Source organism: Micromonospora sp. NPDC005686 (genome assembly GCF_042871665.1).
Classification (GTDB): Bacteria; Actinomycetota; Actinomycetes; order Mycobacteriales; family Micromonosporaceae; genus Micromonospora.
Genome location: NZ_JBIAIY010000010.1, coordinates 209,047 through 224,441, shown reverse-complemented (window position 1 = coordinate 224,441; position 15,395 = coordinate 209,047). Strand labels below are relative to the sequence as shown.

Annotated in this window: 15 protein-coding genes; 6 read left to right on the top strand and 9 right to left on the bottom strand. The window is 70.5% G+C overall.

Translation table 11 applies throughout. From position 1 onward, the window contains the following. Positions 1-106 precede the first annotated feature (106 nt). Positions 107-508, top strand: coding sequence for a hypothetical protein (locus tag ACFYON_RS23210; protein ID WP_354871966.1), 402 nt, complete (start codon positions 107-109; stop codon positions 506-508). A gap of 71 nt (positions 509-579) precedes the next feature. Beyond that, positions 580-981: a hypothetical protein gene (locus ACFYON_RS23205; RefSeq protein ID WP_354871963.1), complete on the top strand. Its 402-nt coding sequence runs from the start codon at positions 580-582 to the stop codon at positions 979-981. A gap of 372 nt (positions 982-1,353) precedes the next feature. Here ACFYON_RS23205 and ACFYON_RS23200 read toward each other — a convergent pair whose 3' ends face one another. The 4 genes from ACFYON_RS23200 to ACFYON_RS23185 form a co-directional block, all read right to left on the bottom strand. Next, on the bottom strand, positions 1,354-2,223 hold the full coding sequence (locus ACFYON_RS23200; RefSeq protein WP_354871960.1) for an endonuclease/exonuclease/phosphatase family protein: 870 nt from the start codon (positions 2,221-2,223) through the stop codon (positions 1,354-1,356). A gap of 73 nt (positions 2,224-2,296) precedes the next feature. Then, complete coding sequence (locus tag ACFYON_RS23195) at positions 2,297-3,403, bottom strand: family 43 glycosylhydrolase (protein WP_355095653.1); 1,107 nt, start codon at positions 3,401-3,403, stop codon at positions 2,297-2,299. Between the two features lie 578 nt (positions 3,404-3,981). Continuing rightward, on the bottom strand, positions 3,982-4,488 hold the full coding sequence (locus tag ACFYON_RS23190) for a hypothetical protein (RefSeq protein WP_354871956.1): 507 nt from the start codon (positions 4,486-4,488) through the stop codon (positions 3,982-3,984). 195 nt (positions 4,489-4,683) lie between these two features. Next, positions 4,684-5,049, bottom strand: coding sequence for a VOC family protein (locus ACFYON_RS23185; RefSeq protein ID WP_354871954.1), 366 nt, complete (start codon positions 5,047-5,049; stop codon positions 4,684-4,686). A gap of 228 nt (positions 5,050-5,277) precedes the next feature. Here ACFYON_RS23185 and ACFYON_RS23180 point away from each other — a divergent pair, with 228 nt between their 5' ends. Beyond that, positions 5,278-5,421: a hypothetical protein gene (locus ACFYON_RS23180; protein ID WP_355095651.1), complete on the top strand. Its 144-nt coding sequence runs from the start codon at positions 5,278-5,280 to the stop codon at positions 5,419-5,421. A 24-nt stretch (positions 5,422-5,445) separates the two neighbouring features. Next, a complete protein-coding gene (locus ACFYON_RS23175) occupies positions 5,446-5,625 on the top strand; it encodes a hypothetical protein (RefSeq protein ID WP_355095649.1) in 180 nt (59 codons plus the stop codon). A gap of 245 nt (positions 5,626-5,870) precedes the next feature. Here ACFYON_RS23175 and metH read toward each other — a convergent pair whose 3' ends face one another. Further along, the gene (metH, locus tag ACFYON_RS23170) at positions 5,871-9,395 is read right to left on the bottom strand and encodes a methionine synthase (RefSeq protein WP_387189402.1); all 3,525 of its coding nucleotides are present in this window, start codon (positions 9,393-9,395) and stop codon (positions 5,871-5,873) included. A 241-nt stretch (positions 9,396-9,636) separates the two neighbouring features. On the opposite strand from metH, the gene ACFYON_RS23165 reads away from it, so the two are divergent. Both ACFYON_RS23165 and ACFYON_RS23160 read left to right on the top strand, forming a co-directional pair. After that, complete coding sequence (locus ACFYON_RS23165) at positions 9,637-10,506, top strand: PAC2 family protein (protein WP_354871949.1); 870 nt, start codon at positions 9,637-9,639, stop codon at positions 10,504-10,506. Between the two features lie 114 nt (positions 10,507-10,620). Next, positions 10,621-11,412 carry a GntR family transcriptional regulator gene (locus ACFYON_RS23160; protein WP_354871947.1) on the top strand — a complete coding sequence of 264 codons (792 nt, stop codon included), beginning with the start codon at positions 10,621-10,623 and terminating at the stop codon, positions 11,410-11,412. Between the two features lie 357 nt (positions 11,413-11,769). Here ACFYON_RS23160 and mshC read toward each other — a convergent pair whose 3' ends face one another. The 4 genes from mshC to ACFYON_RS23140 all read right to left on the bottom strand — a co-directional run bounded on the left by mshC (position 11,770) and on the right by ACFYON_RS23140 (position 15,273). Continuing rightward, positions 11,770-13,008, bottom strand: a complete 1,239-nt coding sequence (mshC, locus tag ACFYON_RS23155) for a cysteine--1-D-myo-inosityl 2-amino-2-deoxy-alpha-D-glucopyranoside ligase (protein ID WP_354871944.1) — start codon at positions 13,006-13,008, stop codon at positions 11,770-11,772. A 67-nt stretch (positions 13,009-13,075) separates the two neighbouring features. Further along, entirely contained in the window at positions 13,076-13,894 is an 819-nt protein-coding gene (locus ACFYON_RS23150) for an SCO1664 family protein (protein WP_354871941.1), read from the bottom strand. Then, on the bottom strand, positions 13,891-14,472 hold the full coding sequence (locus ACFYON_RS23145; protein WP_354871939.1) for a DUF3090 domain-containing protein: 582 nt from the start codon (positions 14,470-14,472) through the stop codon (positions 13,891-13,893). Before ACFYON_RS23145 ends, ACFYON_RS23150 begins: the two co-directional genes overlap by 4 nt. 87 nt (positions 14,473-14,559) lie before the next feature. Further along, positions 14,560-15,273, bottom strand: a complete 714-nt coding sequence (locus tag ACFYON_RS23140) for a histidine phosphatase family protein (RefSeq protein WP_387321037.1) — start codon at positions 15,271-15,273, stop codon at positions 14,560-14,562. Positions 15,274-15,395 lie beyond the last annotated feature (122 nt).

The window sequence follows — 15,395 nt, the reverse complement described above, 5'->3', positions numbered from 1 at the left end:
GCGATCTACAGGATTCGATCAGGGAAGTTCGGGAACTTCGATACGGACCACACGCCGGGTGCCGCCAGTCGGCGCCCGGCGCCATGTACGACCGAGAGGTGACACCATGACCTTCCGCGCCAGGCTCGTCGGAGCCGCACTCGTCGGGACGCTCGCCGCGGGTGGATCGGCACTGGCCACGGCTACCACGGCCAGCGCGCAGGCCGAACCCTGCGTTCAGCGCATCGCCGTGGTGAACAACGCCGCCTTCCTGATGTCCTTCAGCGTCCAGGCGAGCAACGGCCTGGAGACGGCGAACACCGACACGTACCCGATCAACCAGTCGCGGACGATCGATCTCACCACCACCGCGCTGCCGGTCGGCTCGGATGTCCGGCCCGTCGTGGACGCGGTGGCCGGAACGCAGCGGACCCCGAGCAGCTTCGTGTCGTACTGCGAGAACGGGCAGACCGCCACGTACTCGGTGACCGGGACGACGTACGACTTCTCGGTCACGCTGATCGGCTGATCGACGCGTCGATCCTTCGGGGCGCCCGCCATCCCGGCGGGCGCCCCGCGCTCGTCCGCTACGGTGATCAGGTGCCTGTGCCCCGGCTGATTCCCATCGCGCGCGAGCCCGGCTACCGGACGGACACGATCGGCCGCTACGACGACGGGCTGTTCCTCGCCTCGGCGTGGGACCACCACGCGTACGTGCACCTCTTCGACCACGACGGAACGTACCGGCACTCGACGATCACGCGGATCCGGGACCGAGGCGCGCTGCACGAGGCGCTCGACGGGCTGCTGGCAAGCCTGCCCGGCAGGTCGTACGGCGACATCGCCGTTCGACTGTTCCAGACCCGTCACGACGGCGTCCTCTTCGGCCTGATCGACGAGTCCGGCGACCGGGCGGGCGACGGCAGCCACGTCGACTGGGTCGAGCTGTATCCGGATCGCCTCGGATTCCGGGAGCCGTGGGACGGGCTCTACGACACGTGAAGCCGCGACGGCAGCCGGACAGCGCGGTGACGCTGGACCCGGCGGCCCTGACCGATCTGTGGGAGCAGCGTTGGTCCGGGTGCCCGCCGATCGCCCACCTGCTGCGCGGCCGACATCCGGATCGGTGGGTGAGGTTCCACAGCCTGCCGGGGTCCAAGCGCTACGCGATCGTGCTCGACCGGCACTACACGGTGCTGTCGGAACTCGGCCCAGGCGCCGTACTTCTCGTGGTGACCAGCGAGCGGACAGCGAGCCCGGCACCCGCCCAGGGGAGTTCGACGGACTGGCTCTCCCGGCAGCCGTCCGGGCTCCAGATGCCACGGGAGGGGAGCCGGGGTGTCCCCGGCTCCCCTCCCCCGACGTCTCCGTCGGTCAGGAGGCGAGGGTGAAGTCCGCAACGACTCCATTGTGGTCGGACTCGGTGTCCCCGACGATGCGGTAGTCGGTCATCCACATCACCTGCAAGCTTTCGAGCCGCTTCCAGAAGTAGATGTAGTCGATGTGCCGGTTGCCGTGCGTACCGGTCCCCTTCACCCCGTGGAGGTTGTAGCTGGAGCGCAGGTTCGGCAGCTCGTTGGCCTCGAAGACCTTCCACGGGAACTTCGCGTACCCGCGGGCCTTGTCGGCGCTGAAGTCGACGTTCAGGTCACCGCTGACGACGACCTGGCCGTCATCCTTCTTCTGGCGGGCCAGCTCCTTGATCTCAGCGAACTGCTTCTCCGCGCACCGGGTGCGCGGAAGGTCTTCCGGCCAGCCGTTGTTGTCGATACCGGCGTTGGCGTGGAAGTTGATGTGGAACACGTACCGCCCGGTCACCTTGTGCCGGTACTTGACCCAGTTGTTGTAGCGCGGCGGCGGCGGCTCGTCGGGGTTGGTGTCGCACACGAACTTCGACCCCTTGTCGACCACTTCGAACATGCTCTTCTTCGCCAGCAGCGCGTCACCGGCCGCGTGCACCGAAGTGGTCGGGGCGTAGAACGTCCAGCCGTTGTCGGCGGCCCAGTCCACCAGGAAGGCCCTGCGGGAGCCCACCTCGTTGAGCGCGACCATGTCCGCCTTCGAGGTGATCAGCTTCAGGTCGTGGAGGAACTTCTCGTGGCCGAGGCCGGCGTAGATGTTCAGGTGGCCGGCCTGGAAGGTCGATGCCGCCGCAGCCGGAGACGCCGGCGTCAGGATGGTCACCAACGTGAGCGCGGCGAGCAGGGCCACGGCACGGCGGCCGGCCCGAAGGGCTTTTCTCACTCATTTTCCTTTCGTGTGAGGACACACCGGTCCGGTGCCGCCATTGGTGGCGGTCGGTGTCCGGCGACAATTGTCAGAGCTCCACCCTGAAGTCGGCGTCGGAGCCGGAGCCGGTGATGACCAGACGCCCGGTCCGGCTCTTACGCCCAGAGCTGTCGTCGGCGAGGTAGTTCCACGTCACCCACGGCTTGCCGTCCCGGGCCCGGTAGACGTCCATCGCACCCGGCCCACGCCTGTTTCCCGGCAACGAGTACTTGCGCATGGTGTCGGGCAGGTGCGCGGCCGGACCCGAGTAGGAGAACCAGGCCCGGTTCGGTCCGGGCATCGGCGAGCACAGGCCGTCGTCGATTCGGTCGCCGCAGAAGGCGATGCCGGTCGAGTAGTAGTTCTCCCGCCAGGCGTTGCCGGAGTAGAAGAGATACCAGGAACCGTTGTGGGGAAACGCACTCGGATTCTCGATGACGGCGACCCCGCCGGTGTCCCGGTACGTGACCCAGGACAGATTGTCGCTGCGGAAGATGACGACCGGATCGCTGTCGCGGTCGACGGTGCCGTTGGGGTTGAACTTCAACCTCATGACGGAGAGCGCCGACTCCGCCCCTTCCGCCCGCTGCCCGTCCCGCCAGGTCATCCAGATCGCACCCGCGGGACCGGCGACGACGTCCGCGTCGAGTGCCCACCGGTCGCCCTTGTCCGGGCAGGCGATCGGCGTGTCCTCGGCGGTGAACCCGCCGTACGGGTTCTGGGAACGAGCCACGCCGATGCACTTGCGCCCGCCGTCGTTCTTACGGCTCGCCGTGTAGAAGAGGTAGTAGCGGCCGACCCCGTCCTTGACGTGGTAGAACGCCCCCGGGGTCCAGATCCCGGAGCCGGCCTCGACCCACGCCCCACCGCCGTCCGGCATGGCGTCGCCGGCCACGATCGGCGAGGTGCCCACCACATCCCCGGAGCCCGAAACGGCGTACGGCACCTTGCGTCCACCGCTACTGGCCCCGTACGTGATGTATTTGTTGGAGCCGTCATGCAGAGCGATGGTGTCCGCGCCGGGGAACGGAAAGTCCTGCGACTCGTCGGCCGGGTCGACGACGGCCGCGCCGGCGGACGGCGCGGCGGCGACGCCGACCGCGGCCGTGAGGGCTACTACCAGCCCTGCCGCACACGCGCGGATGGTGACTCGCATGAGACTCCTCTGATCCAGCTCAAATGCTGAGCGCAGATTTAAGCATGGAAATCAAAGAATTTCTAGCGCTCGGCGAGGGGACACGTCGGGTAGCCGAAGCCTCACAAAATCGACACCGACAGTCTCCGAAATTCCGCCGAAACGCCCGTTAGGCGGGTGCCGTGATGGTTTCGGGGCAGTTCAATGGAAGTGTGGGAGCAACGTGGCGTCGAACCGTGCATTGACCATAATTGCTAGGAATAGGCGGTCGGCGTCCCGGCGACCGCCTGACCTGACCGACGCAAGACGGCTTCGACCTCTCGCATGGGGCAGCCACCGCCTGCGGCGCCACCGGCACGCCGATCCGTTCGCCCCACTTCGCTCATCGGTGGAGCCATCGAGGCCGGCAGTCGTGCACGTGCCGGGATGAAGACGTCAAGCACGTGGTGGGACTAGACAGCCGGCAGCTGGCCGTGTCCTGGTCACGGGACACGCTTGACGCTTGACGCTCGCGTCCCACCTGATGCCCGACATGATCCTCAAGGAGAGTCACGAAGGCCCTCACGGTCCGCGACAGGGCGCTCATTGCGGCAGATGAGTTAGCAGCACTGCCAGAGAAATCTGCCTTCGGCGCCGTCTGGCGAAACGAAGATGTAGCCGATTCCGGCGTCGCCGAAGTTATGGAAACGGTCGGTCAGCTGTCCGATCAGCTGCCAGCCCGGCCCAGGCGTCTCGTCACCCTGCAGCCACACCGGCTCGCCGCCCAGGAACTCCCACGCTTCCTCGTCGCCGGGGACCTGATGATTCACAGGTAGGTGATCCTCCACGGGCCAGGACGGACCCTCGCTGATGTCAGTCACAGCGAAGAAGGCCGGCACCGATCCCCCAGGCTGAACGATCACGGCGTTCTCACCACCCTCAGGCTCCCAGGTGCCATCGACGTACTCGTCAACTGCAGTCATGAACACGTAGGCCATACGGAGCTCGCCATCGGCATCGAGGCGGAACTGGCCGATGAACGTCATCGGCTCGCCGAGCGAACGCGACACCGGCCACTGCGGAGCTTGCAGCCACACCGGTTGTCCGCCCATCTTGGTGACCGGCATGCCGGCCACCTCGCTGCTTCGCTCGAATCGAACTGGACGACGCATGCTGGGAGCTCCTCGTACAGCGGGCGGTAGGTCTGCTGGAGCTTATGGGACCTCTACGACAGACAGGAGCCGGTGCAAGCCCGTGGACGTTGCTAGCGCGCGCGGTCGGCGGATGTGCGCGTTCTTTCGCCGGTCGCGGCCGCCGAGACGTCACTTTTGGTAATACTGCACGACGCAGAACTCGTTGCTCTCCGGGTCGGCCATTACCAAAACCACGCCTTCCGGGTAGTCGTGCCGTTCGCCGGTCCACCGGCCGCCCAGCGCCCTGATCCGGTCCACCGCTTCACCGGCATCGGCGACAGCGATGTCCAAGTGCAGACGCGCCTTGCCGACCTTGGGCTCCGGTACCGGTTGGAACGTCAACACCGGCCCGCCGTCGGTGACGACGACTCGCCGCCAGCCGGGTAGGGACTCCACGACCCGGCCGCCGAGCACGGCGGACCAGAAGTCAGCCAGATCCTGTGGGCCTTGACAATCTATTGTGACGCCGGCAAACCGGCCCAAGGTCGTCGTCATGGGCCCTAACGTAGCCGTGACACAAAGCCCTTGTCAGGGAGCGCTCCACTCGGCATGTGAGTGCGCCCCAGGCGCTCAGGTGTCACCACTTGTAACCGGGCCAACTGAGCAGCCAAGGCCCGTCATCGATGTCATCCCCGGCGATCCCTGCCGGACCCCGGTCACCATCCGCTGCGGCGACACCACCGCCGTCATTCCCTGCTACCGGCACGAACCGGCCGACCGCCAGTGCGGAGCCTGCCGGATCATCGTCACCTCTCCTGCGATGAGTCGACCCGTGAACGGCTGGAGCGACAGTTCCGCCTGCACGTCTACCCGGTCTTCGGCGACCGGCCTCTCTCGGCCGTCCAACCGAGCACGATCAGGGCCTGAGCCAAGCAGCTCCAAGACTCGGGCATGGCGGCCAGCTACCGCCGCAACCTCTTCAACGACGTGTCAATGATCCTGATTGCGGCAGTCGACGACCGGAAGGTCATCAGCAACCCCTGCGCGCTCAAGACGATCCGGGCTCCCCGGCACGTCCCGGCCAAGGTCGCCCCCTGGTCGACGGAACGGCTCGCCTGCTCCGTTCGGTGATGCGGGAACGCTACCGGGTCGCCTTCGACCCGGGTGCCGGCTGTGGACTCCGGCAGGGCGAGATCTTCGCCGTCAGCCCGGACGACGTCGACACCACGCGCCGGCTGCTCCACTCGTCCGTCAGATCAAGATCGTGCGAGGAACGTTGGTGTTCGCACCGCCCAAGGGCGGCGAACTGCGCGAGGTCCCGCTACCCGACGCGGTCGCTACCCGGCTACGTGAGCACGCCGAGCAGGTCGACCCCGTCACTTGGCGTTGAAGTAGCTCGCCTCCGGGTGGTGCACCACGATCGCGTCGGTGGCCTGCTCCGGCACCAGCTGGAACTCCTCCGACAACTGCACCCCGATCCGCTCCGCGCCCAGCAGCTCCACGATCTTCGCCCGGTCCTCCAGGTCCGGGCAGGCCGGGTAGCCGAACGCGTACCGGCAGCCCCGGTAGTCGGTGCGCAGCAGGCCGGCCAGGTCGGCCGGGTCGTCGTCAGCCACCGTGCCACCGCCGGGCAGCACCAGCTCGGCCCGGATCCGCCGGTGCCAGTACTCGGCGAGGGCCTCGGTGAGCTGCACGGACAGGCCGTGCACCTCCAGGTAGTCGCGGTACTCGTTGCCGGCGAACATCTTCGCCGTGTACTCGCTGATCGGCTGCCCCACGGTGACCAGCTGCAACGCCACCACATCGAGCTGGCCGCCCTTGGGCCGGAAGAAGTCGGCCAGGCACAGCCGCCGCTCCTGGCGCTGCCGGGGGAAGGAGAACCGGACCCGCTCGCTGTGCCCGTTCTCGTCCAGCACCACCAGGTCGTTGCCCTCGGAGTACGCGGGGAAGTAGCCGTACACCACGGCCGCCTCCAGCACCTGGTCGGAGATCAGGCGGTCCAGCCAGTACCGCAGCCGGGGCCGCCCTTCGGTCTCCACCAGTTCCTCGTACGACGGGCCCTTGCCGCCGCGGGCGCCGCGTAGCCCCCACTGGCCCAGGAACGTGGCCCGCTCGTCGAGCAGCGCCGCGTAGTCGGCCAGCGGCACTCCCTTGACGACCCGGGTGCCGAAGAACGGCGGCTTCGGGACGGCAACGTCGGCCGCCACGTCGGAGCGGACCGACGCGTCGTCCAGTTCGGGCAGCGCCTCGCGGACCTGGGCCCGCTGGCGCTCGCGGCGCTCCCGGCGGGCCGCCAGCGCCGCCTCCCGCTCCGGGTCGACCACCGGCGCGCCGCCGCGCTTGGCCGCCATCACCCGGTCCATCAGGGACAACCCCTCGAACGCGTCGCGGGCGTAGTGCACCTGACCCGGGTAGATCGACCGCAGGTCGTCCTCCACGTACGCGCGGGTCAGCGCAGCCCCGCCGAGCAGCACCGGCCAGCGCTCGGCCACCCCGCGGGAGGCCATCTCGGCCAGGTTCTCCTTCATGATCACTGTGCTCTTCACGAGCAGGCCGGACATGCCGATCGCGTCGGCCCGGTGCTCCTCGGCGGCGTCGAGGATCGCGTTGATCGGCTGCTTGATGCCGATGTTCACCACGTCGTAGCCGTTGTTGGACAGGATGATGTCGACCAGGTTCTTGCCGATGTCGTGCACGTCGCCCTTGACGGTCGCCAGAACGATCTTGCCCTTGCCCGCGGCGTCCTCGGAGTCCGTCTTCTCCATGTGCGGCTCCAGGTAGGCCACCGCGGTCTTCATCACCTCGGCGGACTGGAGCACGAACGGCAACTGCATCTGGCCGGAGCCGAACAGCTCGCCGACCACCTTCATGCCGTCCAGCAGCAGGTCGTTGATGATGGACAGCGGCGCACGCCCCTGCGCCATCGCGGTGTCCAGGTCGGCCTCCAGGCCGTTGCGCTCCCCGTCGATGATCCGCCGCTTGAGCCGCTCGTCCAGCGGCAGCGCGGCCAGTTCCTCGGCCCGGGTGGCGCGCGCCGACGCCGCGTCCACGCCCTCGAAGGCCTGGAGGAACCGCTGCACCGGGTCGTAGCCCTCGCGGCGGCGGTCGTAGACCAGGTCGAGCGCCACCTCGCGCTGCTCGTCCGGGATCCGCGCCATCGGCAGGATCTTGCTGGCGTGCACGATCGCCGAGGTCAGCCCGGCCTGGGCGCACTCGTGCAGGAACACCGAGTTGAGCACCTGCCGGGCCGCCGGGTTGAGGCCGAACGAGACGTTCGAGATGCCGGCGGTGAAGTTGACGCCCGGGTAGCGCGCGGCGATCTCCCGGATCGCCTCGATCGTCTCGATGCCGTCGCGGCGGGTCTCCTCCTGCCCGGTGGCGATCGGGAACGTCAGCGCGTCGATGAGGATGTCCTCCCGGCGCATCCCCCACCGGCCGGTCAGGTCGTCGATCAGCCGGCAGGCCACCCGTACCTTCCACTCGCGGGTGCGGGCCTGGCCCTCCTCGTCGATGAGCAGCGCCACGACGGCGGCGCCGTGCTCCTTGACCACCGGCATGATGCGCGCGTAGCGGGAGTCGGGGCCGTCGCCGTCCTCGAAGTTGACCGAGTTGACCACGCACCGGCCGCCGAGCATCTCCAGCCCGGCCTCGATCACCGCCGGCTCGGTGGAGTCCAGCACGATCGGCAGCGTCGAGGCGGTGGCGAACCGGCCGGCCAGCTCGCGCATGTCCCGCGTACCGTCACGGCCGACGTAGTCGACGCAGAGGTCGAGCAGGTGCGAGCCGTCCCGGGCCTGGCTGCGGGCGACGTCCACGCAGGCCTGCCAGTCCCCGGCGAGCATCGACTCGCGGAACGCCTTGGAGCCGTTGGCGTTGGTCCGCTCCCCCACCATCAGGACGCTGGCCTCCTGGGCGAACGGCACATGGTGGTAGATCGAGGAGACCCCGGCCTCCGGCTTCGGCTCCCGCGCGACCGGCGCCCGCCCGCCCAGCCGCTCCACCAGCACCCGGATGTGTTCCGGGGTGGTGCCGCAGCAGCCGCCGATCAGCCCGACGCCGTAGTCGTCGACGAACTGCTCCAACGCGTCGGCCATCTCGTCCGGTCCGAGCGGGAAGTAGGCGCCGTCGGCGGTCAGCACCGGCAGGCCCGCGTTCGGCATCACCGACACCGGGAGGCGCGAGTGCCGGGACAGGTAGCGCAGGTGCTCGCCCATCTCGGCCGGGCCGGTGGAGCAGTTGAGCCCGATCAGGTCGACCCCGAGCGGCTCGATCGCGGTCAGCGCCGCACCGATCTCGCTGCCCAGCAGCATGGCGCCGGTGGTCTCCATGGCCACCTGGCAGATGATCGGCACGTCCCGGCCGGCGGCGTCGCGGGCCCGCTTCGCGCCCACCACCGCGGCCTTGACCTGGAGCAGGTCCTGACAGGTCTCGATGATCAGCGCGTCCGCGCCGCCGGCGATCATGCCGGCGGCGTTCTCCTGGTACGCGTCGCGCAGCGAGGCGTAGCTCGCGTGGCCGAGCGTGGGCAGCTTGGTGCCCGGGCCCATCGAGCCGAGCACGAACCGGGGGCGCTCCGGCGTCGCGTACGCGTCGGCTGCCTCCCGCGCGATCCGCGCGCCCGCCTCGGACAGCTCCCGGATCCGGTCGGAGATGCCGTACTCGGCGAGGTTGGGCAGGTTCGCGCCGAACGTGTTGGTCTCCACGCAGTCCGCGCCCGCGGCCAGGTACGCGTCGTGCACGCCGCGGACCACGTCCGGCCGGGTCGCGTTGAGGATCTCGTTGCAACCTTCGAGGCCGTCGAAGTCGTCGATGGTGAGATCGGCGGCGTGGAGCATCGTCCCCATCGCGCCGTCCGCGATCAGGATCCGATCGGCCAGCAGGTCACGCAACGAGATAGACACATGCTCCAGGGTAGTGCGCCCGACTGCGGCAGAGTTATCCGAACCGGCCCTTCCCACATACTGCCGACCGGGCCCGCGTATCCCTTTCCTCCGGTTCGCCCGGGTGGTCCGGCCGGGCGACCGGCGCGGCCGACGGGCCGGCCCCGGCGGCGGCACGTAGGCTGACGGACGTGAAGGACAACAGGGGTGCGACAGTGCGACGGGGCGGCGCAGCGCCCGACGAGCAGGGTGAGGTGACGGCGTGACCGAGTTCGACGGGCTGCCGGTACTGCGCTCGCCGGTCGCCATCGCGGCCTTCGAGGGCTGGAACGACGCCGCCGACGCCTCCACCGCCGCCGTGGAACACCTGGAGCAGGTCTGGCAGGCCCGGCAGGTGACCGAGCTGGACCCGGAGGACTTCTACGACTTCCAGGTGAGCCGCCCGACGATCACCATGGCCGACGGGGAGACCCGGCGCGTCGAGTGGCCCACCACGCGCTTCATGGTGGCCAGCCCGGAGGGCACCGAGCGGGACGTGGTGCTGATCCGGGGCATCGAGCCGAGCATGCGCTGGCGGACGTTCTGCGAGCAGGTGCTGGAGATCTGCCACAGCCTGGAGGTCGAGCGGGTGGTGCTGCTCGGCGCGTTGCTGGCCGACGTGCCGTACACCCGGCCGCTGCCGATCAGCGGCAGCGCGTCGGACGCCGACGCGGCCAAGCGCTACCAGCTCACCCCCACCCGCTACGACGGGCCGACCGGCATCGTCGGCGTGCTGCACGACAACTGCACCCGGGCCGAGGTGGACGCCGTGTCGTTCTGGGTGCACGTGCCGCACTACGCCAACAACCCGCCCTGCCCGAAGGCCACGCTCGCGCTGCTGCACCGCGTCGAGGAGGTCCTCGACCTGCCGGTGCCGATGGCCGACCTGGCCGAGGAGGCCGCCGAGTGGGAACAGCGGGTGCGCAGCGCCGCCGAGCAGGACGCCGAGCTCGGTGAGTACGTGCGTGAGCTGGAGGAACGGGTGGGCGACGCCGGCATCACCCCGCTGACCGGGGACGAGATCGCCCAGGAGTTCGAGAAGTACCTGCGCCGCCGCGGCGGTTCCGCCGGGCCGACCGCGGGCTCCTGGTAGCTCCTTTCGTCGAAGCCGGGCTCCCCTGTCGGGGCCCGGCTTCTTCGTGTCCGGGGTGGCGCCGTCACACCCGTTAGGCCATCCTAGGAACCTAGCTGTCCTGAGGAGGCCCGGATGCAGATCAACCCCGGCGCGGCCGAGTTCCCGCACCGACAGATCGCCGCGCAGCTCAAGGCCCAGGTGCGCCGCGGCGACTGGGGGCCGGGCGAGCGGCTGCCGTCCATCCCGGCCATCGCCGAGATGTTCGGCGTGGCGAAGCAGACCGTGCAACGCGCCGTCGACCAGCTGCGGGTCGAGGGCATCCTGATCACCAAACCCGGCTCCGGTACGTACGTCCGGGGCACCCGGCGGCGCCTCAACCGCCTGTCCCGGGGCAGGTACGGCGGCTTCCGCGGTTACCACACCGACCTGGCCGCCCGGTACCGCCAGCAACTCGTCTCCGTCGGCCGCTCCCCCGCCCCGGCCGAGGTGGCCGACGTGTTCGGCGTCGCCGACGGCACCGAACTGCTCTGCCGGCGGCACCTGGTACGCACCGACGACTCCCCGGTCGAGGTCGGCGCGTCTTGGTTCCTGCCCGCCGACACCGCCGGCACGTCACTGGAGCGGGCCGAGGCGTTCGGCCGGCCGCTCTACCAGGAGGCGGAGGAGGTCACCGGCCGGCGGTACGTCACGGCCACCGACACGATCAGCGCGCGCCAGCCCAGCCGGGAGGAGGCCGAGATCCTCCAGATCCGCCCGGACACCCCGGTGCTGCACCTGCTGCACGTCGCCTACGACGAGCGGCACAAGCCGATCGAGGCCGCCCAGGCCACCTGGCCCGGCCCGATGACCACGCTCACCGAGGAGTACAAGATCCCGGCCCCCACCCCCGACCAGGACCCCGACCCCGGCCTGGTCCTGGGCTGACTGCCCCCGGCACCCGGCGATCTTGCACTTTCCGCCCGGGCATGTGGGTCGTTCAGGACATACCGAGGGCCACAACTGCAAGATCACCGCGAAGGCTGCGGGCCGGGCATGCCTGAGTGGAACACGACGGGTGTCAAACCGCCCTCGACACACCCGTCAGGTTCCACCCGCTCCCCCGGGTTGGCGCGATCTTGCACTCACGGATCCCGCGAACCTAAGCAAAACGGACGGAACGTGGGCCGCAAGTGCAAGATCGACGGCGCGAGAGGGCCGAGGCCGCGGGAGAAAGCCGAGGCCCGCCCGAGAAGGGCGGGCCTGCGCGAGAGGGGCAGGACTCAGCGGAGGGGCGGGCCGGGACTAGAGGGCGATGCCGAGGAGAGCGTCCACCGTGTCGCGGAACAGGGCCGGGGCGGCGGCGTCGTCCGTGACGCCGTTCAGGGCTCCCTCGGCCCAGCGGTCTGCCGCCGCCAGGGCGCCCGGCGTGTCCAGGTCGTCGGCCAGGCGCTCGCGTACCTCGGCCAGCAACGCCGCCCCCGACGGCCCGGCCGGCGCGGCGGCGGCCCGCCGCCAGCGGCCCAGCCGCTCCTGCGCCTCGGTGAGCAGCTCGTCGGTCCAGGAGCGGTCGCTGCGGTAGTGCCCGCTGATCAGCGCCAGCCGGACCGCCATCGGGTCCACCCTGTCGGCCCGCAGCCGGGACACGAAGACCAGGTTGCCCTGGGACTTCGACATCTTCTCGCCGTCCAGGCCGATCATGCCGGCGTGGACGTAGTGGTCGGCGAACGGCGCCACACCGGTCAGCCGCTCGGCGTGCGCGGCGGAGCACTCGTGGTGCGGGAAGATCAGGTCGTTGCCGCCGCCCTGCACGTCGATCCGGTCGCCGAGCAGGTTCAGCGCGATGACCGTGCACTCGATGTGCCAGCCGGGACGGCCCTCGCCCAGGTCGCCGCCGGGCCAGGACGGCTCGCCCTCGCGGGCGCCGCGCCACAGCAGCGGGTCGAGCGGGTCACGCTTGCCGGCGCGCTCCGGGTCGCCGCCGCGCTCGGCGAACAGCTGGATCATCTGCTCGCGGGACAGGTTGGACTCGTAGCCGAACCGGGGCGCGGCGGAGACGTCGAAGTAGACGTCGCCGGTGCCGTCGTCGAGCCGGTACGCCGCGCCGTCCTTGAGCAGCACCAGCACCTTCTCGGCGATGTCCGGGATCGACTCGACCGCGCCGACGTAGTGCGCCGGCGGGATCATCCGCAGCGCCTCCATGTCCTCGCGGAACAGCGCGGTCTCCCGCATGGCCAGGACCTTCCAGTCCTCGCCGTCGCGTTCGGCGCGCTCCAGCAGCGGGTCGTCGATGTCGGTGACGTTCTGCACGTACCGCACGTCGAGGCCGGCGTCGCGCCACATCCGCTGCACCAGATCGAAGGCGATCATGGTGGCGGCGTGCCCGAGGTGCGTGGCGTCGTACGGGGTGATGCCGCAGACGTACATCGAGGCGGCGCCGTCGGGCCGGCTGGGATGGGCGCCCTGCCGCGCCGAGTCGTACAACCTCAGCGACACGCCCTCACCGGGCAGCCGTGGCACCTCGTGTCCCGCCCAAGACTCCATGACCGTCAGCCTAACGAGCCGTCAGGCGCTCGGGTGCCGGGCTACGGGTGATCAACGCGACAACGACTCACATCGGTGGCCAGGGCATCGCCGGCCACTCCTGCGGCGGCAGCGGGAACCGGCCGGACTCGCGCAGCCGCTCGACCCGTTCCACCAGCGTGGCCAGCTCACCGAGGGTCAGGTGCTCGGCCAGCTCCTCGCCCAGTGGCCCGCGGAGCTGCCCGGTCAGGCCGTCGAGCATCTCCACCGCGTCCGGCGGCAGCTCGCGGCCGGCCCAGCCCCACAGCACCGTACGCAGCTTCTCCTCGACGTGGAAGCTCACGCCGTGGTCGACGCCGTAGATCCGGTCGTCCGGGCCGACGAGGACGTGCCCGCCCTTGCGGTCGGCGTTGTTGATGACCGCGTCCAGCACGACGAGCCGGGCCAGGCGGGGGTCGTCGGAGTGCGCCAGCGCGTACGCCGCCCCGTCGTCGTCGCGGGCCGCGGCCACCGGGAACCAGCGCGGCGGGATCTCCCGCGCCGGCACGAACCCGACGAGTGGTTCGGCGTCGTCCGGCTCGTCGATCCAGAGCTGGCACGAGCCGGGCCCGAACGGGCCGTCGCGCAGCACCGTGGGCGGCACCAGATCCCAGCCGGTGGCCCGGGACACCAGGTAGGCGGACACCTCCCGGCCGGCGAGCGTGCCGTCCGGGAAGTCCCAGAGCGGGCGCTCACCGCGTACCGGCTTGTAGACGCAGTGCGCGGTCACCTCGCCGAGGGCGACGACGCCGCGCAGCGTCGCGTTGGAGGCGTCGACGAGCCGCCCCTCCAGGGTCAGCTCACCGTCGGCGAGCAGCCGCAGCGCCTCGGCGCCGTCCTGTCGGGGCTGCAGTTCCGACGAGGTCACCGGTGATAGCCGTTGTGCCGGGGGCAGAGGTGACCGGCCGGATCGAGCGGCTGGCCGCACAGCGGGCAGGGGGGCCGGCCGGCGTTCACGACGCGCTTGGCCCGTTCGATGAACTCACGGGTCGCCTCCGGGGTCAGCCGCACCCGCAGGCGATCGAGGTCGTCGTCCGGCTCGTCCGGATCCTCGTCGGCGTCGTCGTCCGCGTCGCCCAGCTCGACCTCGACCTCCGCCTCACCGACGGCGATCGCCTCGATCACCACGGTGGCGGTGTCCACGTCGAAGGCCAGGCCCAGCGTGCCGACCCGGAACTCCTCGTCCACGGGCGTGTCGAGCGGCTCGTTGTCACCGGTCACCGTGATGACCGGCTCCGGCAGCTTCACGCCGAAGCGGCGCTGCGCCTCGGTGAGCAACTCCTCGAGCTTCTCGGCGAGCAACGACACCTGGACCTTCTCCAGCGACACGCTGACCAGCCGGCCGCCGCCGCGCGCCTGGAGGAAGAACGTGCGCTCCCCCGGCGGGCCGACCGTACCGGCGACGAACCGCTCCGGCGGCTCGAAGGCGTGCACCTGGTGCGTCATACCCACGACCCTATCCGGCGTGTGGAAGCACTGTGCAGCCCACCGACGCCGAATCCGCCCAGAGCGAACGCCCCTCGCCCGCCCGGCTCACCCGGCCGCGCCCGCGCCTCCGCCCACCGCCGCGTCGGACTCCGCCGCCCGCGCCGCGCGGCGGCGGCGCTTGCGCGGCGGCGGGACCAGCGCCGACAGGTCACCGCCGGTGTCGTTGAGCCGGACCAGGAACGGCCGCAACGGGGTGTAGCGAATCGCCGTCACCGACGCCGGGTCGGCCACGATCCGCTGAAAAAGATCAAGGTGTACGCCGAGTGCGTCCGCCACGATCGCCTTGATCACGTCGCCGTGGCTGCACGCCAGCCAGATCGCCTCCGGCCCGTGCTCGGCGGTGACCCGGGCATCACACGCGCGTACCGTGGCGATCGCGCGGGCGGACATCGCCGCCATCGACTCCCCCTGCGGGAACGCGGCGGCGCTCGGGTGCTGCTGCACCACCGGCCAGAGCGGATCCTTGGCCAGCTTCTTCAGCGCCTGCCCCTCCCAGTCGCCGTACCCGCACTCGATCAGCCCCTCGTCGACCACCGGCTCGGCGCCCGGCAGCGCCAGATCGAGGGTCTGCCGGCAGCGGATGAGCGGGCTGGTCACCACCGCCGCCAGCGGCAGTCCGGCGAGGCGCCCGCCGACCGCCGTCGCCTGCGTCCGGCCGGTGTCGTCCAGCTCGACCGGTTGCCGCCCGGCGAGGCCGCCGTCGGCGTTCGCGGTGGTCCGGCCGTGTCGCAGAAGCAGAAGGGTCGCCACGTTGACCACCCTAGGCGGTACGCCCCCCGATGATCGTCCCGCCGCGCACGCCCGGAGCCGCGCGGCCCTGCGTGGCCGAGTGGGCGACGAAGCCGAGGGCCGGCCACCCCGGACATCGGGGTGGCCGGCCT